Origin of the sequence: Streptomyces mirabilis (assembly GCF_039503195.1) — a bacterium.
In the GTDB taxonomy this organism is placed as follows: domain Bacteria; phylum Actinomycetota; class Actinomycetes; order Streptomycetales; family Streptomycetaceae; genus Streptomyces; species Streptomyces mirabilis_D.
On the sequence record NZ_JBCJKP010000001.1, the window covers coordinates 7,589,915 to 7,609,737 of the forward strand.

Annotated in this window: 17 protein-coding genes and 1 pseudogene; 14 read left to right on the forward strand and 4 right to left on the reverse strand. The window is 70.0% G+C overall.

The genetic code is table 11. From position 1 onward, the window contains the following. Positions 1 to 5: 5 nt before the first annotated feature. The 3 genes and pseudogenes from AAFF41_RS34745 to AAFF41_RS34755 all read left to right on the forward strand — a co-directional run bounded on the left by AAFF41_RS34745 (position 6) and on the right by AAFF41_RS34755 (position 2,926). Positions 6 to 1,252 (forward strand): annotated as a pseudogene (locus AAFF41_RS34745) (sensor histidine kinase). Between the two features lie 392 nt (positions 1,253 to 1,644). Then, positions 1,645 to 1,941 (forward strand): DUF4193 domain-containing protein, encoded by a 297-nt coding sequence (locus tag AAFF41_RS34750; RefSeq protein ID WP_003997302.1) that lies wholly within the window; start codon positions 1,645 to 1,647, stop codon positions 1,939 to 1,941. 13 nt (positions 1,942 to 1,954) lie between these two features. Further along, positions 1,955 to 2,926: a hypothetical protein gene (locus AAFF41_RS34755; protein WP_343325163.1), complete on the forward strand. Its 972-nt coding sequence runs from the start codon at positions 1,955 to 1,957 to the stop codon at positions 2,924 to 2,926. Positions 2,927 to 3,117: 191 nt separating this feature from the next. Here AAFF41_RS34755 and AAFF41_RS34760 read toward each other — a convergent pair whose 3' ends face one another. Beyond that, the gene (locus AAFF41_RS34760) at positions 3,118 to 3,579 is read right to left on the reverse strand and encodes a DUF3093 domain-containing protein (protein WP_054229929.1); all 462 of its coding nucleotides are present in this window, start codon (positions 3,577 to 3,579) and stop codon (positions 3,118 to 3,120) included. 58 nt (positions 3,580 to 3,637) lie between these two features. Here AAFF41_RS34760 and AAFF41_RS34765 point away from each other — a divergent pair, with 58 nt between their 5' ends. The 9 genes from AAFF41_RS34765 to AAFF41_RS34805 all read left to right on the forward strand — a co-directional run bounded on the left by AAFF41_RS34765 (position 3,638) and on the right by AAFF41_RS34805 (position 12,366). Continuing rightward, complete coding sequence (locus tag AAFF41_RS34765; RefSeq protein WP_319748472.1) at positions 3,638 to 4,222, forward strand: PaaI family thioesterase; 585 nt, start codon at positions 3,638 to 3,640, stop codon at positions 4,220 to 4,222. After that, entirely contained in the window at positions 4,219 to 4,743 is a 525-nt protein-coding gene (gene dut / locus AAFF41_RS34770; protein ID WP_343325164.1) for a dUTP diphosphatase, read from the forward strand. The genes AAFF41_RS34765 and dut overlap by 4 nt, the downstream gene beginning before the upstream one ends. Before the next feature lies 1 nt (position 4,744). Continuing rightward, the gene (locus AAFF41_RS34775; protein ID WP_054229932.1) at positions 4,745 to 5,506 is read left to right on the forward strand and encodes a DUF3710 domain-containing protein; all 762 of its coding nucleotides are present in this window, start codon (positions 4,745 to 4,747) and stop codon (positions 5,504 to 5,506) included. Positions 5,507 to 5,726: 220 nt separating this feature from the next. Beyond that, on the forward strand, positions 5,727 to 6,905 hold the full coding sequence (locus tag AAFF41_RS34780; protein WP_319748473.1) for an alginate lyase family protein: 1,179 nt from the start codon (positions 5,727 to 5,729) through the stop codon (positions 6,903 to 6,905). Between the two features lie 86 nt (positions 6,906 to 6,991). Further along, positions 6,992 to 7,690, forward strand: a complete 699-nt coding sequence (locus AAFF41_RS34785) for an ABC transporter ATP-binding protein (protein WP_319748474.1) — start codon at positions 6,992 to 6,994, stop codon at positions 7,688 to 7,690. Between the two features lie 171 nt (positions 7,691 to 7,861). Next, the gene (locus AAFF41_RS34790) at positions 7,862 to 10,399 is read left to right on the forward strand and encodes a DUF4118 domain-containing protein (protein WP_343325165.1); all 2,538 of its coding nucleotides are present in this window, start codon (positions 7,862 to 7,864) and stop codon (positions 10,397 to 10,399) included. Continuing rightward, positions 10,396 to 11,079: a response regulator gene (locus AAFF41_RS34795; protein ID WP_319748476.1), complete on the forward strand. Its 684-nt coding sequence runs from the start codon at positions 10,396 to 10,398 to the stop codon at positions 11,077 to 11,079. The genes AAFF41_RS34790 and AAFF41_RS34795 overlap by 4 nt, the downstream gene beginning before the upstream one ends. A 117-nt stretch (positions 11,080 to 11,196) precedes the next feature. Further along, entirely contained in the window at positions 11,197 to 11,595 is a 399-nt protein-coding gene (locus AAFF41_RS34800) for an OB-fold nucleic acid binding domain-containing protein (protein WP_079090087.1), read from the forward strand. A gap of 3 nt (positions 11,596 to 11,598) precedes the next feature. Continuing rightward, positions 11,599 to 12,366: a DUF3159 domain-containing protein gene (locus AAFF41_RS34805; protein ID WP_319748477.1), complete on the forward strand. Its 768-nt coding sequence runs from the start codon at positions 11,599 to 11,601 to the stop codon at positions 12,364 to 12,366. A gap of 111 nt (positions 12,367 to 12,477) precedes the next feature. On the opposite strand, the gene AAFF41_RS34810 is transcribed toward AAFF41_RS34805, so the two are convergent. Both AAFF41_RS34810 and AAFF41_RS34815 read right to left on the reverse strand, forming a co-directional pair. Beyond that, positions 12,478 to 13,155: a potassium channel family protein gene (locus AAFF41_RS34810; protein ID WP_054237132.1), complete on the reverse strand. Its 678-nt coding sequence runs from the start codon at positions 13,153 to 13,155 to the stop codon at positions 12,478 to 12,480. Continuing rightward, entirely contained in the window at positions 13,155 to 13,826 is a 672-nt protein-coding gene (locus AAFF41_RS34815; RefSeq protein WP_319748478.1) for a potassium channel family protein, read from the reverse strand. Before AAFF41_RS34815 ends, AAFF41_RS34810 begins: the two co-directional genes overlap by 1 nt. Positions 13,827 to 14,208: 382 nt before the next feature. Here AAFF41_RS34815 and AAFF41_RS34820 point away from each other — a divergent pair, with 382 nt between their 5' ends. Both AAFF41_RS34820 and AAFF41_RS34825 read left to right on the forward strand, forming a co-directional pair. Further along, positions 14,209 to 16,260 carry an APC family permease gene (locus tag AAFF41_RS34820; RefSeq protein WP_319748479.1) on the forward strand — a complete coding sequence of 684 codons (2,052 nt, stop codon included), beginning with the start codon at positions 14,209 to 14,211 and terminating at the stop codon, positions 16,258 to 16,260. 139 nt (positions 16,261 to 16,399) lie between these two features. Then, positions 16,400 to 17,728 (forward strand): class I SAM-dependent RNA methyltransferase, encoded by a 1,329-nt coding sequence (locus tag AAFF41_RS34825; protein WP_343325166.1) that lies wholly within the window; start codon positions 16,400 to 16,402, stop codon positions 17,726 to 17,728. Positions 17,729 to 17,846: 118 nt separating this feature from the next. Here AAFF41_RS34825 and AAFF41_RS34830 read toward each other — a convergent pair whose 3' ends face one another. Next, on the reverse strand, positions 17,847 to 19,433 hold the full coding sequence (locus AAFF41_RS34830) for a (2,3-dihydroxybenzoyl)adenylate synthase (protein ID WP_343325167.1): 1,587 nt from the start codon (positions 19,431 to 19,433) through the stop codon (positions 17,847 to 17,849). Between the last annotated feature and the right edge of the window lie 390 nt (positions 19,434 to 19,823).

The window sequence follows — 19,823 nt, forward strand, 5'->3', positions numbered from 1 at the left end:
CCGCGGTGGCCACGACGCCCGCGCCCCCCACGGCGCCTCCGAAGCCCACCTGGGACCCCCGAAGGGCGGAGCCCCCGTTCCCCTGGCTGCGCCCGACCATCCGCATACGGCTCACGCTGCTGTACGGCGGCATGTTCCTGATCGCCGGCATCATGCTGCTGTCGATCATCTATCTGCTCGCGGCGCAGGCCCTGAACACGGGCGCCGAGCCGCTCTTCAAGATCGTCAGCGGTACGTCGATCAAGGTGAGCAGCGACAATTGCCCCGCCGTCCAGGCGGGCAACCTGTCACTCGACGAGTTCAACGTCGCGATCAGCAACTGCATCGACCACCAGCGTCAGACGGCCCTGGACGACCTGCTCAGCCGCTCCCTGCTCGCCCTGCTCGGCCTCGCGATCATCGCCTTCGCCTTCGGTTACGCGATGGCGGGCCGCGTCCTGTCGCCGCTCGGCCGGATCACCCGCACCGCACGCGCGGTGGCGGGCTCGGACCTCTCCCGGCGGATCGAGCTGGACGGCCCCGACGACGAGCTGAAGGAGCTGGCCGACACCTTCGACGACATGCTGGAGCGGCTGCAGCGGGCCTTCACCGCCCAACAGCGGTTCGTCGGCAACGCCTCGCACGAACTGCGCACTCCGCTCGCGATCAACCGCACGCTCCTCGAAGTGCACCTGTCCGACCCCGGAGCCCCGGTGGAGCTCCAGCAGCTCGGCAAGACGCTGCTCGCCACCAACGAGCGCAGCGAGCAGCTCGTCGAGGGCCTGTTGCTGCTCGCCCGCAGCGACAACCAGATCGTCGAGCGCAAGCCCGTGGACCTCGCCGAGGTCGCCACACAGGCCGTCGACCAGGTGCACGCCGAGGCCGCGGCCAAGGGTGTGGCGATCCGCGGGGAGCGCGCCGCGGCGGTCGTCCAGGGCAACGGCGTCCTGCTGGAGCGGATCGCCCTGAACCTCGTCCAGAACGCGGTGCGGTACAACGTGCCGGAGGGCGGCTGGGTCGAGGTCACGACGCAGGTCCAGCACGGCCAGGCGGTACTGGTGGTCACGAACACGGGTCCGGTGGTTCCCGCGTACGAGATCGACAACCTTTTTGAGCCTTTCCGGCGGCTGCGCACGGAGCGCACGGGCAGCGACAAGGGCGTGGGCCTCGGCCTTTCCATCGCCCGGTCGGTGGCCCGCGCACACGGGGGCCATATCGCGGCAGAGCCGCGCGAGGGGGAGGGCTCGTGATGCGTGTCACCCTGCCGATCTGAGACCATGTCGCGGACACGCGGCGATGTTCGCTTTGCGCGGAATTTTCTGGTCGCCCATCCGGGAGACTCATGTGTGATCGATCACAAGGGCGAATTTCTGGCCTTCTACTCTCCGTGGTCACGCAGGCTGTCGTAAAGCCGGGAAAATCCGGGTTTTCGAGGGTCTAGATCACGGGAAGTACACGGTGGGACGCCTTTGAAGTGGGCCCTTCGGACCGTGTACGGTCCGCATCGCCATCCAAGCCGATCACTCATGAGGAGTCCGGTTGGGTGTCGATTGAGTAACAGACCTTGATGTGAGGCAAAATCTCCGCCTCAGGTCGGGCACAAGTCCGGCCTCTCACGCGTTACGTGCGCTGAGACACCGCAGACACCCAGAGGGGGAGAGCGACATGGCAACGGATTACGACACCCCACGCAAGACCGACGACGACGTCGACTCGGACAGCCTTGAAGAACTGAAGGCTCGCCGGAACGACAAGTCGACGTCGTCGGTCGACGTAGACGAGTTCGAGGCCGCAGAAGGCCTGGAGCTGCCCGGAGCCGACCTCTCGAACGAGGAGCTGGCCGTCCGGGTGCTGCCCAAGCAGCAGGACGAGTTCACTTGCATGAGCTGCTTCCTGGTGCACCACCGCAGCCAGCTGGCCCGCGAGAAGAACGGTCAGCCGATCTGCCGCGACTGCGACTGAGGCAGGGTCGGCCGTGACTGGCTCGACCCCACCTTGGAAGCGCCGCTTCCTCTCACGGGCAGCGGACGAAGGGCCCTCAGACGGCCCTGAAGGCGTGCGTGACGACGAGCGGGGCTCATCCCGACCAGGATCAGCCTCGCTCGAGCGGGCGCCCGCCACAGCGCCGACAGGCGCCTTCGAGCGGGCCGGCGAGGTGAAGCCGGCCGACGATCCGGAACCGTCCGACGGTTCGGTTCCGGCGGACGTCGCCGTTCCCGCCACCGGCCGCCGTGCGGCCGGCCTTCGGGACGGGGTCAGAAAGGGCGTCCAGAAGGGCGGCAGCAGAGCCAGGGCGGGCCTGGTCCACCTCGCCGACCGGATCATCGAGATCGCGCCGCGTGTCCCCGTACGGGACCTCGCGACCCTCCGCAGGCAGTTCCCGGGACTCACCCCCGAACAGCTCGCGGACAAGCTCGTCGCGGGTGCGGCCAACGCGACGTCCACGGTGGGCGCCGGGATCGGTGCCGCCGCGATGCTGCCGGTGCCGCCCGCGATGCCGACCGAGCTGGCCGCGGAGATCACCGGCGTCGCCGCGATCGAGCTGAAACTGATCGCCGAGCTCCACGAGGTCTACGGCCTGCGGCCGCCGGGCAACCTCAAACAGCGCAGTACCGGGTATCTGAACTCCTGGTCCTCCGAGCGCGGGATCGACGTGACCAAACCGTCGACGGTCAACGCCGCGTTGGGCGGCCAGATGAAGCGCGAGCTGCGCCAGCAGATCATGAAACGCATGGTCCGGGATCTGCCGAACCTGATGCCGTTCATGGTGGGCGCGGCGGTGGGGGCGGTCATGAACCGCCGGGACACCAAACGCCTGGCGGCGCGTATCCGCAAGGACCTGCGCAAGTCCCAGGTGCCGTGGGACGCGCTCGCGGAGCTGCCGCCCCTGGAGAAGCCGGCGGATCCCCTGCGGTTGGGGGAGATCCCCAAGGAACTGGGGCACTGAGCCCCGCCCGGCACCGCCCGTCCGCGCCTGTCGGGACCAGCGGTGGGGCAGGGGTCACCGGCTCGTGGTGGGCCGGGAGCAATGGATGCGAAGGCGCACTGCCCGTGGAGCGGCGTGCGCCGGTGCGTAACCGCTCCACGAAAGCGCACCGTCGCGCGCCGTGGTGGTGCGGGGCGCGACTTCTTCTGGGGCTATGCCGTGGCCCGAGCCGCATCGAGTGCCGCGATCAGGCGCTCCGGCTCCCTCGTCGACAGGTACAGGTACGGCGTGGGGTCGGCCGGGTCGGTGACCTGGACGCGGAGGGCCGTGGGGATGTATGCCCGCAGGAGCATGAAGGCGCGCGGGTCCGCCTTGTACGTGCGCCAGGCGCGCGCCTCCTCCTGGTCCATGATCTCCGCGTCGCCCAGGGCCGCGACCGGGATCTTCGCCTCGCCCGCGATCAGGGAGTCACCGACGACCCGGATGCGGATCGACCCGTACGCACTCGCCACGACGGCCGAGACCGCGGTGCCGCCGACCAGCGCGCCCAGCAGCGGCAGCGTGCCGAAGGGGAGGAAGACCAGGGCCATCGCTATCCCGATCAGGAAGCAGATCGCCCACCAGCTGCGGGGGGCGGTGAGGCGTTCTTCGTACGGGGAGGCGGAGAGCTGCATGAAGCCAAGCTTGGCACGGTGCGAAGACTTGGTGGACGCGCGGGTAAGGTCTGCGGCTGTGAGTCGTACTTCCGCAGCTCTGCAGCCTCCCGCCGACGCCGCCGCGCCGGTGCGGCACCCCGACGCGCCCGCCCCCGGCGAGCTCCTCGGCGCCCACTACGAAGAGTGCTTCGGGTGTGGCGGGGAGCAGTCGCACGGACTGCACCTGGAGGCTCGCGCGGGGGAGGGCGTCACCGTCACGGCGGAGTTCACGGTACGGCCCGCCCACCAGGGCGCCCCGGGGCTCGCGCACGGCGGGGTGCTCGCCACCGCGCTCGACGAGACGCTCGGCTCGCTGAACTGGCTGCTGCGCACCATCGCGGTCACCGGCCGCCTGGAGACCGACTTCGCCCTGCCTGTTCCCGTGGACACGGTGCTGTACCTGGAGGCCGAGGTCACGGCGGTGGCCGGCCGCAAGATCTACTCGACCGCCACTGGTCGGATCGGTGGCCCGGACGGCCCCGTCGCCGTTCGCGCGGACGCCCTCTTCGTCGAGGTCAAGGTCGACCACTTCATCGACAACGGCCGCCCGGCGGAGATCCGGGCCGCCATGAACGAACCGGACCAGATCCGCCGTGTCCGTGCCTTCGAGGTGAACCCGTGACCCGCGAGCCCCGTCAAGAACTCGCCGTGCTGATCCGCCGCGTCGACCCGGACGTACCGCTTCCCGAGTACGCGCAGCCCGGTGACGCGGGAGCCGATCTGCGGACCACCGAGAGTCGTGAACTGAAGCCGGGCGAGCGCGCCGTACTGCCCACGGGTGTGTCCATCGCGCTGCCCGAGGGGTACGCGGCCTTCGTGCACCCGCGTTCCGGGCTGGCCGCCCGCTGCGGTGTCGCCCTCGTGAATGCCCCGGGGACGGTTGATGCCGGGTACCGTGGGGAGATCAAGGTGATCGTGGTGAATCTCGACCCGCGCGAGTCGGTGCGGTTCGAGCGCTTCGACCGGATTGCTCAACTGGTCGTCCAGCAGGTCGAGAAGGTCCGCTTCCAGGAGGTCGCGGAACTCCCCGACTCGGCGCGGGCCGCAGGGGGCTTCGGGTCCACTGGCGGTCATGTCGCTGTGGGCGGCACAACGGGTGGGAATCGATACGCTTCGGTCGTATCCGACCGGGAAGGACAGTGACGTGTTCGGACGTCGCAAGAAGGGCAGTGCCGCCGAGGACGCGGCGGGCGAGGCCGAGCAGGTCGTCGACAGTGTCGACACTGAGGCGGACGAGGCGGAGCGGGAGCGCGTGAGGCTCGAGCCGGAGCCGCGGCCCGACGGACCCTGGGACGACTCGGAGGTGCGGGACCCCGCCGAGGGCCGCGTGGACCTGGGTGGTCTCTTCGTGCCCGGAGTCGACGGCATGGAGCTGCGGGTCGAGGTCGCGGGCGACGCGATCGTCGCGGCCACCGTCGTCCTCAAGGACAGCGCCATCCAGTTGCAGGCCTTCGCCGCCCCCAAGCGTGAGGGCATCTGGGGCGAGGTGCGCGAGGAGATCGCCACCGGCATCACCCAGCAGGGGGGTGTCATCGACGAGGTCGAGGGCCCCCTGGGCTGGGAGCTGCGGGCGCAGGTGCCGGTGCAGCTGCCGGACGGCACGGGTGGTTTCCAGGTCGTGCGGTTCGTCGGCGTGGACGGGCCCCGCTGGTTCCTGCGTGGAGTGATCTCCGGGCAGGGCGCCGTGCAGCCGCAGGCCGCGGGCCTGCTGGAGCAGATCTTCCGGGACACGGTCGTCGTACGCGGCGAGGGTCCGATGGCCCCGCGCGACCCGATCGTCCTGAAGCTGCCGAACGACGCGCAGATGGTGCCCGAGGGTGTCCAGCAGGAGGAGCAGAGCGGTTCCCGCTTCTCCGGAGGCATGGGACAACTGCAGCGCGGACCGGAGATCACCGAGGTCCGCTAGAGCCTGTCCGCCGGACACTCCGCGGGCAGAACAGCCACACGGCTTCAAAGGGCCGCATCCCTCGACGAGGGATGCGGCCCCTTCGTGTGCGCGGACCCTTCGGCGGGTTCTCGTGCGAGATCCCTTGACGGACAGTTGGTCTGTACCTATGGTCTCGGCCCAGCGCCTATGTTCATGCAGGCGTTCATCGTTCACATACGAGAACGGATGGCCCCCCACCATGCGCCGTACCGCACTCCTCGTCACCGTCACCGCCCTCGTCGCGGGCGCCCTCGTCTGGCCCGCCGCCCGACAGGCCGACGCCGCCCCCGTCACCTTCGCGCACCCCGGAGTCACGGTCTCCAAGAGCCAGCTGGACTTCGCCCGCACCCAGGTCAACGCCGGGGCCCAGCCCTGGAAGGCCGCGTACGACCAGATGATGGCGAGCAAGTACGCCGACCTGAACCGCGTCCCGAAGCCCCGCGCGACCGTGGAGTGCGGCTCCTACTCCAACCCCAACTACGGCTGCACGGACGAGCGCGAGGACGCGATGGCCGCGTACACCGACGCCCTCGCCTGGTACATCACCCGCGACGACCGGTACGCGAAGAAGTCGATCGCCCTGATGGACGCCTGGTCGGCCGTGATCAAGGAGCACACCAACAGCAACGCGCCCCTGCAGACCGGCTGGGCCGGCTCCTCCTGGCCCAAGGCCGCCGAGCTCATCAAGTACACCTACACCGGTACCTGGGCCAACTCCGGCCGCTTCGCGACCATGCTGCGCACCGTCTACCTCCCCGAGGTCATCAACGGCTCCAACTCCAACGGGAACTGGGAACTGTCGATGATGGAGGCCGCCGTCGGCATCTCCGTCTTCCTCGAGGACCGGACGTCGTACGACAAGGCCATCGCGAAGTTCCGGACCCGTACGGCCGCGTACGTCTACCTCTCCTCCGACGGCGCGCTGCCCAAGACCGTGCCGAGCCAGAACCTCGACACCACCGCGAAGATCGTCAACTACTGGCAGGGGCAGTCCACCTTCGTCACGGGCCTCACTCAGGAGACCTGCCGCGACTTCACGCACACCGGGTACGGCATCTCGGCCATCTCGCACATCGCCGAGACCAGCCGGATCCAGGGGGAGGACCTGTACGGCACCGATGTCGGCGAGCGGCTGCGGCAGGCGCTCGGATTCCAGTCGAAGTACCAGCTGGGTGAGGCGGTGCCGAGCTGGCTGTGTGGTGGTTCCCTCACCCTCGGGCTGGGTCCGGTGACCGAGACCGGCTACAACGCCCTGCACAACCGCCTGGGCATCGCCATGACCAACACCCAGAAGCTGACCGAGCAGAACCGGCCGTCCGGCAGCAACAACCTCTTCGTCGCCTGGGAGACTCTCACCGACGGGGACAACCCCAACTGACGCCCTCTCCGGCCGGGCGCCCCGGTGCCGTCACCGGGGCGCCCGCACGGCGGGGGAGACAATCGCCCGGCTGACCGGGGAGGGACATGAGCCAGGTCGAGGTCGCCACGAAGACCATGGTGCGCGTCGAGAACGTGCATCGCTGGTACGGCGGTGGAGCCGACGTCGTACCCGCCCTGCGCGGAGTCTCCTTCGACGTGCCACGTGGCGAACTCGTCGCCCTCACCGGCCGCCCCGGGTCCGGCAGGACCACACTCCTCAACCTGGTGGGCGGGCTCGACGAACCGGACGCGGGGCGGATCACCGTCGACGGGCTGGCACTGGAGGGGCTCGGCGAGGACGGCCTGCTGGAACTGCGCCGGGACCGGATCGGCTTCGTCTTCCAGCCCCTCGGGCTCATCCCGCTGCTCACCGTCGCCGAGAACGTCGGTGTGCCGCTGCGGCTGCGCGGGGTCGGGGAGCACGCGCGCGAGGAGCGGATCACGCGACTGCTCTCCCTCGTCGGGCTCACCGACCACGCGGCGCGCCGACCCGGGGAGCTCACTCCGGGGCAGCAACAGCGCGTGGCGATCGCGCGCGCCCTCGCGGGCGACCCCGCGCTTCTCGTCGCCGACGAGTTCGCGGCCGGACTCGACGCGGCGACCGGCCGTGCCCTGATGGAGCTGCTGCGCACACTCGTCCACGGCGAACAGGTGACGGCGCTGGTCGCCCCCTCCCGGGCGACCCCGCTCGACCTGGCCGATCGGGTCCTGGAGCTCTGCGACGGAGAGATCGTCGAGCACTGAGTCGAGTGCGGGGCCGAGCAGGGCCCGGACCAGCGCATCCGGGTGGTGTCGAGCGACGCATCAGGGTTGCGTCAAAGACGGCCGTCCGCCGACTCCCCACCCCATTTGTCGAGATTGTTGGCCGTAAGGTCGACGCTGCGTATACAGCGGTGACAGGAAGACAATGGGGCCATGGGACGCGGCAAGCTTCGGATCTACCTCGGTGCGGCACCGGGCGTCGGCAAGACGTACGCGATGCTCTCCGAGGCGCACCGCCGGGTGGAGCGGGGCACCGACTGCGTCGTCGCCTTCGTGGAACACCACCACCGGCCGCGCACCGAGGTGATGCTGCACGGCCTGGAGCAGATTCCGCGCAAGCATCTCGACTACCGCGGCTCCGCCTTCACCGAGATGGACGTGGACGCCGTACTGCTCCGCGCCCCGGCCGTCGCCCTGGTGGACGAACTCGCGCACACCAATGTCCCCGGTTCCCGCAACGCCAAGCGCTGGCAGGACGTGGAAGAGCTGCTCGCCGCCGGGATCGACGTCGTCTCCACCGTCAACATCCAGCACCTGGAGTCACTGGGCGACGTCGTGGAGTCCATCACGGGCGTACGGCAGCGCGAGACGGTGCCGGACGAGGTCGTACGGCGGGCGGACCAGATCGAGCTGGTCGACATGTCGCCGCCCGCGCTGCGCCGTCGTATGGCGCACGGCAACATCTACAAGCCGGACAAGGTCGACGCGGCGCTGTCCAACTACTTCCGGCCCGGCAACCTGACCGCGCTGCGCGAGCTGGCGCTGCTGTGGGTGGCCGACCGGGTCGACGAGTACCTGACCGAGTACCGCAGTGAGCACCGGGTCTCGAAGATCTGGGGTTCGCGGGAGCGGATCGTGGTCGGGCTGACCGGTGGTCCCGAGGGGCGCACACTGATCCGCCGGGCCGCGCGGCTCGCGGAGAAGGGCGCGGGCGGCGAGGTCATGGCCGTCTACATAGCCCGCAGCGACGGACTGACCTCCGCCTCGCCCAAGGAACTGGCGGTCCAACGCACACTGGTGGAGGACCTGGGCGGCACCTTCCACCACGTCGTCGGCGACGACATACCGGTCGCGCTGCTCGACTTCGCGCGCGGGGTGAACGCCACCCAGATCGTGCTGGGCTCCTCGCGCCGCAAGACCTGGCAGTACGTCTTCGGGCCCGGCGTCGGCGCCACCGTCGCCCGGGAGTCGGGCCCCGACCTGGACGTCCACATCGTCACCCACGAGGAGGTCGCCAAGGGGCGCGGGCTACCGGTCGCCCGGGGCGCGCGGCTCGGCCGCTCCCGGATCATCTGGGGCTGGGTGGTCGGCGTGGGCGGCCCGGTGGCGCTGGCCCTGCTGCTGAACACCATCGACCTCGGCCTCGCCAACGACATGCTGCTGTTCCTGACGGTGACGGTCGCGGCGGCGCTGCTCGGCGGGCTCTTCCCGGCCCTCGCCTCGGCGGCCTTCGGATCGCTGCTGCTGAACTACTTCTACACGCCGCCACTGCACCGGCTGACGATCGCCGACCCGAAGAACATCGTCGCCATCGCGATCTTCGTCGGGGTCGCCGTCTCCGTGGCCTCCGTCGTGGACCTCGCCGCCCGGCGTACGCACCAGGCGGCCCGGCTGCGCGCCGAGTCGGAGATCCTCTCCTTCCTCGCGGGCAGCGTGCTGCGCGGCGAGACCAGCCTGGAGGCCCTGCTGGAGCGGGTCCGGGAGACCTTCGGCATGGAGTCCGTCGCCCTGCTGGAGCGGGCCGGCGACGTCGACCCGTGGACGTGCGCGGGCAGCGTGGGCCCCCGGTCGCCGAAGCGGCCCGAGGACGCGGACGTGGACATGCCGGTCGGCGACCACATGGCGCTCGCCCTCTCCGGACGCGTCCTGCCCGCCTCCGACCGTCGGGTGCTCGCCGCCTTCGCCGCCCAGGCCGCGGTCGTCCTGGACCGCCAGCGCCTCCAGCACGAGGCCGACCAGGCCAAGGAGCTGGCCGAGGGCAATCGCATCCGCACCGCGCTGCTCGCCGCGGTGAGCCACGACCTGCGGACCCCGCTGGCCGCGATCAAGGCCGCCGTGTCCTCGCTGCGGTCCGACGACGTGGCCTGGTCGGAGGAGGACCGGGCGGAGCTCCTGGAGGCGATCGAGGAGGGCGCCGACCGGCTCGACCACCTCGTGGGCAACCTGCTCGACATGTCCCGCCTGCAGACCGGCACGGTCACCCCGCTGATCCGCGAGATCGACCTGGACGAGGTGGTCCCGATGGCGCTGGGCGGCGTACCGGAGGGCAGTGCCGAGCTGGACATCCCCGAGACGCTCCCCATGGTCGCCGTCGACCCCGGTCTGCTGGAGCGCGCGGTCGCCAACCTCGTCGAGAACGCCGTCAAGTACAGCCCCATCGACGAACCGGTCCTGGTGTCCGCGAGCGCCATGGCGAACCGGGTGGAAGTACGGGTGGTGGACCGTGGCCCCGGCGTCCCCGACGAGGCCAAGGACCGCATCTTCGCGCCCTTCCAGCGCTACGGCGACGCTCCCCGCGGCGCGGGCGTCGGCCTCGGCCTCGCGGTCGCCCGCGGCTTCGCCGAGGCGATGGGCGGCACACTGAACGCCGAGGACACGCCTGGCGGCGGACTCACCATGGTGCTCACGGTCCGGGCGGTGGACAGCCTGCCCGACCTGGCCACGGCAACAGCAGAAAGGCAGGCTTCATGACCAGGGTGCTCGTGGTCGACGACGAGCCGCAGATCGTACGTGCCCTCGTGATCAACCTGAAGGCACGGCACTACGAGGTCGACGCGGCCGCCGACGGCGCCGGCGCGCTCCAGCTCGCCGCCGCCCGCCATCCCGATGTCGTCGTTCTCGACCTCGGGCTGCCCGACATGGACGGCGTAGAGGTGATCAAGGGGCTGCGCGGCTGGACCCGGGTGCCGATCCTGGTGCTCTCGGCCCGGCACTCCTCGGACGAGAAGGTCGAGGCGCTCGACGCGGGCGCCGACGACTACGTCACCAAGCCCTTCGGCATGGACGAACTGCTGGCCCGGTTGCGGGCCGCCGTGCGCCGCGCGGAGCCGACCGGGGGCGGCGAGGACGACGTCGTCGTCGACACCGAGGACTTCACGGTCGACCTGGCCGCCAAGAAGGTCAACCGGGAGGGACGGGACGTACGGCTCACCCCCACGGAGTGGCACCTGCTGGAGGTGCTGGTGCGCAACACCGGCCGCCTGGTCAGCCAGAAGCAGCTGCTCCAGGAGGTGTGGGGACCGTCGTACGGCACCGAGACGAACTACCTGCGGGTCTACATGGCACAGCTGCGCCGCAAGCTGGAGGTGGACCCCTCGCATCCTCGGCACTTCGTCACGGAGCCGGGGATGGGATACCGGTTCGAGAAGTAGTCCCCGCGGGAAGGGGTACACAGTGGGTAGGGGTGCAGGAAGGGTACAGGTGCGCGGAAGAGCACTCGTGGGCGCACGCGTTCATCCGACGTCAGTGCTCCCCGGTACGCTTTCGGTATGAGTGCTGTTCCTCGTTCCGAAAAGCCGGCGGGCCGGTTCCGGCGCATGATCGACCGGCTCTCCTCGTCCCAGGAGGACCTGGAGTCCGAGGAGCTGCGCGAGGACTCCGAGACCGCGGGCTGTACCCGGATCGGTGACTGCCACGACCGGCAGATCGTCACGGTTACTGGTACGTTGCGCACGGTCACTCTGCGCCCACGGGCCGGAGTCCCGGCCCTGGAGGCCGAGCTGTTCGACGGTTCGGCCGCCCTGGACGTGGTGTGGCTCGGCAGACGCTCCATCGTGGGCATAGAGCCGGGACGCAAGTTGATCGCCTCGGGCCGGATCTCGATGAGCCGGGGCCGTAGGGTGCTGTTCAATCCGAAGTACGAACTCAGACCCCTTGGACGGGAGTAGCCGGTGACGTCGCTCGACAAGCCGACCGAAGACGCCCAGGCCGCCCAGCAGGATGCGCGGGCGGTGACCGAGGCCGCACTCTTCGAGGCGTTCGGCGGCGTGCGGGGCATGGTCGAGACGGTGGTGCCCGGCCTGCTCTTCGTCACCATCTTCACGATCAACAAGAACCTGCACTGGTCGGCGATCGCCGCCCTCGGGGTGTCCCTGCTGCTGGTCGTGGTCCGCCTCGCGATGCGGGGCACCGTCAAGCACGCCTTCAGCGGCGTCTTCGGCGTCGCCTTCGGTGTGGTCTTCGCGATGATGACGGGCAACGCCAAGGACTTCTATCTGCCGGGCATGCTCTACACGCTCGGCCTGGCCATCGCCTACATCGTCACGACCCTCGCGGGCATGCCTCTGATCGGTCTGATCCTCGGTCCGGTGTTCAAGGAGAACCTCTCCTGGCGCACCCGCAACCCCGGCCGCAAGAAGGCGTACGCGAAGGCCAGTTGGGCCTGGGGTCTGATCCTGCTCGCCAAGTGCGCGATCCTCTTCCCGCTCTACTGGTGGGCCAACACGGCACAACTGGGCTGGGTCCTGATCACGCTGAAGATCCCGCCCTTCCTCCTCGCCGTCTGGCTGACCTGGGTGTTCCTGGCCAAGGCCCCCGCCCCCATCGACGTGTTCGCCGAGATGGAGGCGGAGGAGCAGGCCGAGAAGGAGCGCAAGGCCGCCCTCGGGAACGAGTCCGGTGACGAGGCCACGGCCGGCCGTCACCGCCGCGACGCGTAGGGGTTCCCCGTACGACGTAGTTCCCCGCACCACGTAGTTCCCCGTACGACGTCGGGGGCGCCCGGAGATCTCCGGGCGCCCCCGACGTCGTATCGGAGCTGTCGGAGCCGACTAGCTCGTCGCGTCGTCGCGGCGGACCGAGAGCAGGTCCTCGAGCTGTTCCTCGCGGGCCTGGGCGGCGACGAAGAGAAGTTCGTCGCCCGCCTCCAGGGAGTCCTCCTGGGAGGGCGTGAGGACGCGGGTGCCGCGGATGATCGTGACCAGGGACGTGTCCTCGGGCCACTCCACGTCGCCGACCTGCGTGCCGGCCAGGGCCGACTCCGGCGGGAGGGTCAGCTCGACCAGGTTCGCGTCGCCGTGGCTGAAGCGCAGCAGCCGGACCAGGTCGCCGACGCTCACGGCCTCCTCGACCAGGGCCGACATCAGACGCGGGGTGGAGACCGCCACGTCCACGCCCCAGGCCTCGTTGAACAGCCACTCGTTCTTCGGGTTGTTCACGCGGGCGACGACGCGCGGGACGCCGTACTCGGTCTTCGCGAGCAGTGAGACGACCAGGTTGACCTTGTCGTCACCGGTGGCCGCGATGACCACGTTGCAGCGCTGCAGCGCCGCCTCGTCCAGCGAGGTGATCTCGCAGGCGTCGGCGAGCAGCCACTCCGCCTGCGGGACGCGCTCGACCGAGATGGCGGTCGGCGCCTTGTCGATCAGCAGAATCTCGTGCCCGTTCTCCAGGAGCTCGCCCGCGATGGAGCGACCGACGGCACCGGCACCGGCAATGGCGACCCTCATCAGTGACCGCTCTCCTCTTCGGGGCCCTCGGCGAACGACGCCTCGACCTTCTCGACGTCGTCCGTGCTCATCATCACGTGCACCAGGTCGCCCTCCTGCAGCACCGTCTGAGAGGTGGGCAGGATCGCCTCGCCCAGCCGCGTGAGGAACGCCACACGCACCCCGGTTTCGTCCTGGAGGCGGCTGATCTTGTGGCCGACCCAGGCGGCGGAGGCGTGCACCTCGGCGAGCTGCACCCCGCCGGTGGGGTCGCGCCACAGCGGCTCGGCACCCGAGGGGAGAAGCCGCCGCAGCATCTGGTCGGCCGTCCAGCGGACGGTGGCGACGGTCGGGATGCCCAGGCGCTGGTAGACCTCGGCGCGGCGCGGGTCGTAGATGCGCGCCGCGACGTTCTCGATGCCGAACATCTCCCGGGCCACCCGGGCGGCGATGATGTTCGAGTTGTCACCGCTGGAGACGGCGGCGAAGGCGCCTGCCTCCTCGATGCCCGCTTCGCGCAGGGTGTCCTGGTCGAAGCCGACTCCCGTGACACGACGGCCGCCGAAGCCGGAGCCCAGGCGTCGGAAGGCGGTGGGGTCCTGATCGATCACAGCGACCGTGTGCCCCTGTTGCTCCAGGGTCTGGGCCAGAGCGGAACCCACTCTTCCGCAGCCCATGATGACGATGTGCACGACCGTCCTTCCGAATGTAAATGGTTACGGCTCAGGCTAAACAGGGTCTCAGACCGCCGCCCAAGCTACACACGCGCGGTCGATCAGGGGCACCTCTTGTGCACGTTCGCCTGTGCGTTCTCGGGGATCAGTGGCGATGGAAGCTGCGCACGCTGAGAAGAGTCAGGATTCCGAGGCCGACGAGTCCTGCGGTGGCGCCGATGAGCTCAGCGGTCACGTGCATGGAACCTCCATAGTGGGACAAACAGGGGCTTTGTCATATAGGCATGCGGAAGTGTGAGGCCGCGGAATCCGCAACGGGGCCCCTCCCCGTTTTCACTCGGAGAGCAGATGTCGAGCGGCGGGTGGGCGACCCCCCGTTCGAACGCTTACGATCCTCTGCGTGTCCAAACTGACCGACGTGCCCAAACGGATCTTGATCGGGCGCGCACTGCGCAGTGACCGGCTTGGGGAAACCCTGCTGCCGAAGCGCATCGCACTCCCCGTCTTCGCATCCGACCCGCTCTCCTCCGTGGCCTACGCACCCGGGGAAGTGCTTCTGGTTCTCTCCATCGCGGGCGTGTCGGCCTACCACTTCAGCCCCTGGATCGCGCTCGCGGTCGTCGTGCTGATGTTCACGGTGGTCGCTTCCTACCGGCAGAACGTGCACGCCTACCCCAGTGGTGGCGGCGACTACGAGGTGGCCACCACCAACCTCGGCCCCAGGGCCGGCCTCACCGTCGCCAGCGCGCTGCTCGTCGACTACGTCCTCACCGTCGCCGTGTCGATCTCGTCCGGCATCGAGAACCTCGGCTCCGCCATCCCCTTCGTGGTCGAGCACAAGGTGCTGTGCGCCGTCGTCGTCATCGTGCTGCTCACGCTGATGAACCTGCGCGGAGTCAAGGAGTCCGGAAAGCTCTTCGCGATTCCGACGTACGTCTTCGTCGCGGGCGTCTTCATCATGATCGCGTGGGGCGCCTTCCGCGGGCTCGTCCTGAACGACACCATGCGCGCGCCGACCGCCGGCTACCACATCAAGGCCGAGCACCAGGGGCTCGCGGGCTTCGCGCTCGTCTTCCTGCTGCTGCGCGCCTTCTCGTCCGGCTGCGCGGCGCTCACCGGCGTCGAGGCGATCTCCAACGGTGTCCCCGCCTTCCGCAAGCCCAAGTCGAAGAACGCCGCGACCACGCTCGCGGCGATGGGCCTGCTCGCCGTCACCATGTTCTGCGGCATCATCGCCCTGGCCATGTCGACCAAGGTTCGGATGGCCGAGAACCCGGCCACCGACCTGATCCACAACGGCGTCCCGATCGGCTCCGGCTACGTCCAGAACCCGGTGATCTCGCAGGTCGCCGAGGCCGTCTTCGGCAAGGGCAGCTTCCTGTTCATCGTGCTCGCGGCCGCCACCGCGCTGGTCCTGTTCCTCGCGGCCAACACCGCGTACAACGGCTTCCCGCTGCTCGGCTCGATCCTCGCCCAGGACCGCTATCTGCCGCGCCAGCTGCACACCCGCGGCGACCGCCTCGCCTTCTCGAACGGCATCGTCCTGCTCGCGGGCGCCGCCACACTCCTGGTCGTCATCTACGGCGCCGACTCGACCCGGCTGATCCAGCTCTACATCGTCGGCGTCTTCGTCTCCTTCACGCTCAGCCAGACCGGCATGGTCCGGCACTGGAACCGCCACCTGCGCACCGAGAAGGACCCGGCCAAGCGCAGCCACATGATCCGCTCCCGCGCGATCAACGCCTTCGGCGCCTTCTTCACCGGCCTTGTGCTGGTCGTCGTCCTCGTCACCAAGTTCACGCACGGCGCCTGGGTCGCCCTGCTCGGCATGGTGATCTTCTACGCGACGATGAGCGCGATCCGTAAGCACTACGACCGCGTCGCCGAGGAGATCGCCGCACCCGAGGGCCCCTCCGACGACAGCGTCCGCCCCTCCCGCGTCCACTCCGTCGTGCTGATCTCCAAGATCCACCGCCCGACCCTGCGTGCCCTCGCCTACGCCAAACTGATGCGCTCCGACACCCTGGAAGCGCTCAGCGTCAACGTCGACCCGGCCGAGACCAAGGCCCTGCGCGAGGAGTGGGAGCGGCGCGGCATCGACGTACCGCTGAAGGTCCTCGACTCGCCGTACCGCGAGATCACCCGGCCCGTCATCGAGTACGTGAAGGGCCTGCGCCGGGAGTCCCCGCGCGACGCGGTCTCGGTCATCATCCCCGAGTACGTGGTCGGCCACTGGTACGAGCATCTGCTGCACAACCAGAGCGCGCTGCGGCTCAAGGGCCGGCTGCTGTTCACGCCCGGTGTGATGGTCACCTCAGTGCCCTACCAGCTGGAGTCCTCGGAGGTCGCGAGGAACCGGGCCCGCAAGCGGCAGGAGTGGAACGCGCCGGGTGCGGTGCGCCGGGGTCCCGCGGAGGAGCGCCCGAAGGAGTCCTCGAACACCAAGGGCTGACGGCCCTGCCACCGCAGGGGCTGACAGCTTTGTGGTGAGCGGCCGGGCAACGTCCACGTAGACTGGTGGGCTGTTGTCCGGCCGTTCGCGGTTCCGCGACCCCTTCCTCATCCCCTTTCGCATCTGGAGTCACCCCGCCATGCAGGCAGAACCGAAGAAATCGCTGGTGGGGGAGGAGTACGAGGTCGAGATCGGCCCCGTGGCCCATGGCGGGCACTGCATCGCCCGTACGGCCGAGGGCCAGGTCCTCTTCGTCCGGCACGCCCTGCCCGGCGAGCACGTCGTCGCGCGTGTCACGGAGGGCGAGGAGGGCGCGCGCTACCTGCGCGCGGACGCGGTGACGATCCTCTCGGCCTCCAAGGACCGCGTCGAAGCCCCCTGCCCCTACGCCGGCCCCGGCCGCTGCGGCGGCTGCGACTGGCAGCACGCCAAGCCGGGCGCGCAGCGCCGCCTCAAGGGGGAGGTCATCGCCGAGCAGCTGCAGCGGCTCGCGGGCCTCACGCCCGAGGAGGCGGGCTGGGACGGCACGGTGATGCCCGCCGAGGGCGACAAGCTGCCCGCCGGCGAGGTCCCGGCCTGGCGCACGCGCGTCCAATACGCCGTGGACGCGGACGGCAACGCCGGACTGCGCCGCCACCGCTCGCACGAGGTCGAGCCCATCGAACACTGCATGATCGCGGCGCCGGGCGTGAGTGAACTCGGCATCGAGGAGCGCGACTGGTCCGGCATGGCCTCGGTCGACGCGATCGCCGCGACCGGCTCCCAGGACCGCATGGTCATCCTGGAGCCCCGCCCCGGCGCCCGCCTGCCCCTCGTGGAACTCGACAAGCCCGTTTCCGTGATGCGCGTCGAGGAGCACGACGGTGGCATCCACCGCGTCCACGGCCGCGCGTTCGTGCGCGAGCGGGCCGACGGCCGTACGTACCGTGTCGGCAGCGGCGGCTTCTGGCAGGTCCACCCGATGGCGGCCGACACCCTGGTCAAGGCCGTCATGCAGGGCCTGATGCCGCGCAAGGGCGAGATGGCGCTCGACCTGTACTGCGGCGTCGGCCTCTTCGCGGGCGCCCTCGCGGACCGCCTCGGCGACAAGGGCGCGGTCCTCGGCATCGAGGCCGGCAAGCGCGCGGTCGAGGACGCCCGGCACAACCTCACCGCCTTCGACCGGGTCCGCATCGAACAGGGCAAGGTCGAGTCGGTCCTCCCGCGCACCGGCATCACCGAGGTCGACCTCATCGTCCTCGACCCGCCTCGCGCCGGCGCCGGCAAGAAGACGGTCGAGCACCTCTCCTCCCTGGGCGCCCGCCGCATCGCCTACGTCGCCTGCGACCCGGCGGCGCTCGCCCGCGACCTCGGGTACTTCCGCGACGGCGGGTACAAGGTGCGGACGTTGCGGGCGTTCGATCTCTTCCCGATGACGTCGCACGTGGAGTGCGTGGCGATCCTGGAGCCGGTGAAGAAGGACGACTGACCTGCTGGTCGTCCTGAACCGCCGAGGCGTGGCGGGCCGGGGATGCTCGACCTGTTCTTCGAAGTCCACCGAGGCAGGCGCGGAGCGGACGCGGAATCCGTCCCGCACCCCGGCACCGTCAGCGTCGTGACGCGGCGATCCGTGCGCGCAGTGCCTTCTTGTCGACCTTCCCCATCGGTGTGCGCGGAAGCTGCGGCATCGGAATCAGCCGGTCGGGGATCTTGTAGGTCGCCAGGCCGCGGCCTCTGAGGAACTCCTTCATGGCGGACGGGCGGACGTCCGCCTCGTTGAGGACGACGAAGGCGTACGTCCGCTCGCCGAGCACGGTGTCCGCCACGCCGATCACGGCCGCGTCCTGCACGGCGGGGTGGGTGCGCAGTTGCCGCTCCACCTCCTCCGCGGAGACCTTCTCGCCGGCCCGGTTGATGACGTCCTTGATCCTGCCGACGATCATGATGTTGCCGTCCGGCCTGCGCCGGACGAGGTCGCCGGTGCGGAAGAAACCGTCCGGTGTGAACGACCGGGCGTTCTCCTCGGGAGCCCGGTAGTACCCGCGGATCGTGTACGGACCGCGCACCTGCATCTCGCCGGCCTCCCCGTCGGGCACCGGGTTCCCGGACTCGTCGACGATCCGGACCTCGTCGCCCGGTGACATCGGGCGGCCGTCCGTGTTCACGGCCACCTCCTCCGGGTCGTCGAGCCGGGTGTGGGTCAGCAGCCCCTCGCTGATGCCGTACCACCGCTGGATCCGGCAGCCCAGCTCCTGGGCCGCGCGGCGCGCCAGGGCCGGGTCGAGCGGGGCACTGCCCACCTGGATCAGCAGGCGGGACGGTTCGCCGGGCGGTCGTCCGGAATCGGCCCACAGCCGCAGCACCGAGGGCACGACCGTGGTCACGGTGACTGCCTCGCGGCGGATCAGCGAGAAGACGTCGTCGGGCCGTACGCTCGACGTGAGTACCGCCTTCCCTCCCATCAGGAGACTGCCGAACACGCCCGGACAGGCGAGGGCCGCCTGGTGCGCGACCGGGTTGACGGCGAGGTACACCACCTCCGGACCCACCCGCATCGCCTCCGCGCTGGCCCGCATGACGTACGTGTAGTCGTCGTGGGTCCGGGGAATCAGCTTCGGCAGTCCGGTGGTGCCCCCGGAGAGCAGGAACAGCGCGGGGTCGGACGCGTCCACCCTGGGCAGCGCGACGTCCTGGGCGTCCAGCGACTCCAGCGAAACGAACTCCTGGCCGTCGCCGCTGACGATCACGTGCGGGACCGACGGGATCTCCCGGGCGATCGTACGGAAGTCGAACCCGCCGAACTCGTCCTTCACCACATAGGCGACAGCCCCGGAGTGAGCGCACAGATGCGCGATCTCGGCCCTGCGGTGACCGGGCAGCGCCAGCACCGGGATCGCTCCGGCCCGCAGCAGCGCGAAGACCAGGACGACGAACTCCGGGATGTTGGGGAGGTGCACCACCACCCGATCCAGGGGCCTGATGCCCAGTCCGATCAGGCCGCCCGCCAACCGGTCCGCCCGCCGGGACAGCTCCGCGTAGGTCATCCGGCGTTCGCCGCACACCACGGCCACGCGATCGGCGTTCCGTTCGCACGACTCGTGCAACAAGTCACCGATCGGCCGGCCGAGCCAGACCCCTGTCCGGCGCAGGTCCGCCGCGAGCTGTTCAGGCCAGTGCACAAAACCGTCAAGCATGATCGCGTTCCCTTTCGGCGGGTCGGTCGAAGCGTGGATCGAGGGGGGCGCGAAGGTCCGGGTGGAGCCGCGGGTGCGCTCCGTCCGTCCGGGCCGCGGGACGGCGGACGCGGGGTGGAGGGCGCGTGCCTTCTCACGGTGGCGGGCGGTGTCCGGTGTGGTGGTGTGCTGCGTCCGCGTGCGAGGTGAGCCCGGTGCCGTGCGGCGGCGTGCCCGCGGTCCTTGTGTTCCTTGGCATCGTCGGCGGCGCGTTCCACCGCGCCCCGATCTCTTGCCGACATCTGTCGAGGGCCCCGCGAATCGGCGGCGAGTGGAAAACATGGTGCGGACGGAACGACGGCCGGCCAGGAAGGCGGAGTGGATGAGCCGGATACGGGAACGCGGCTGGGT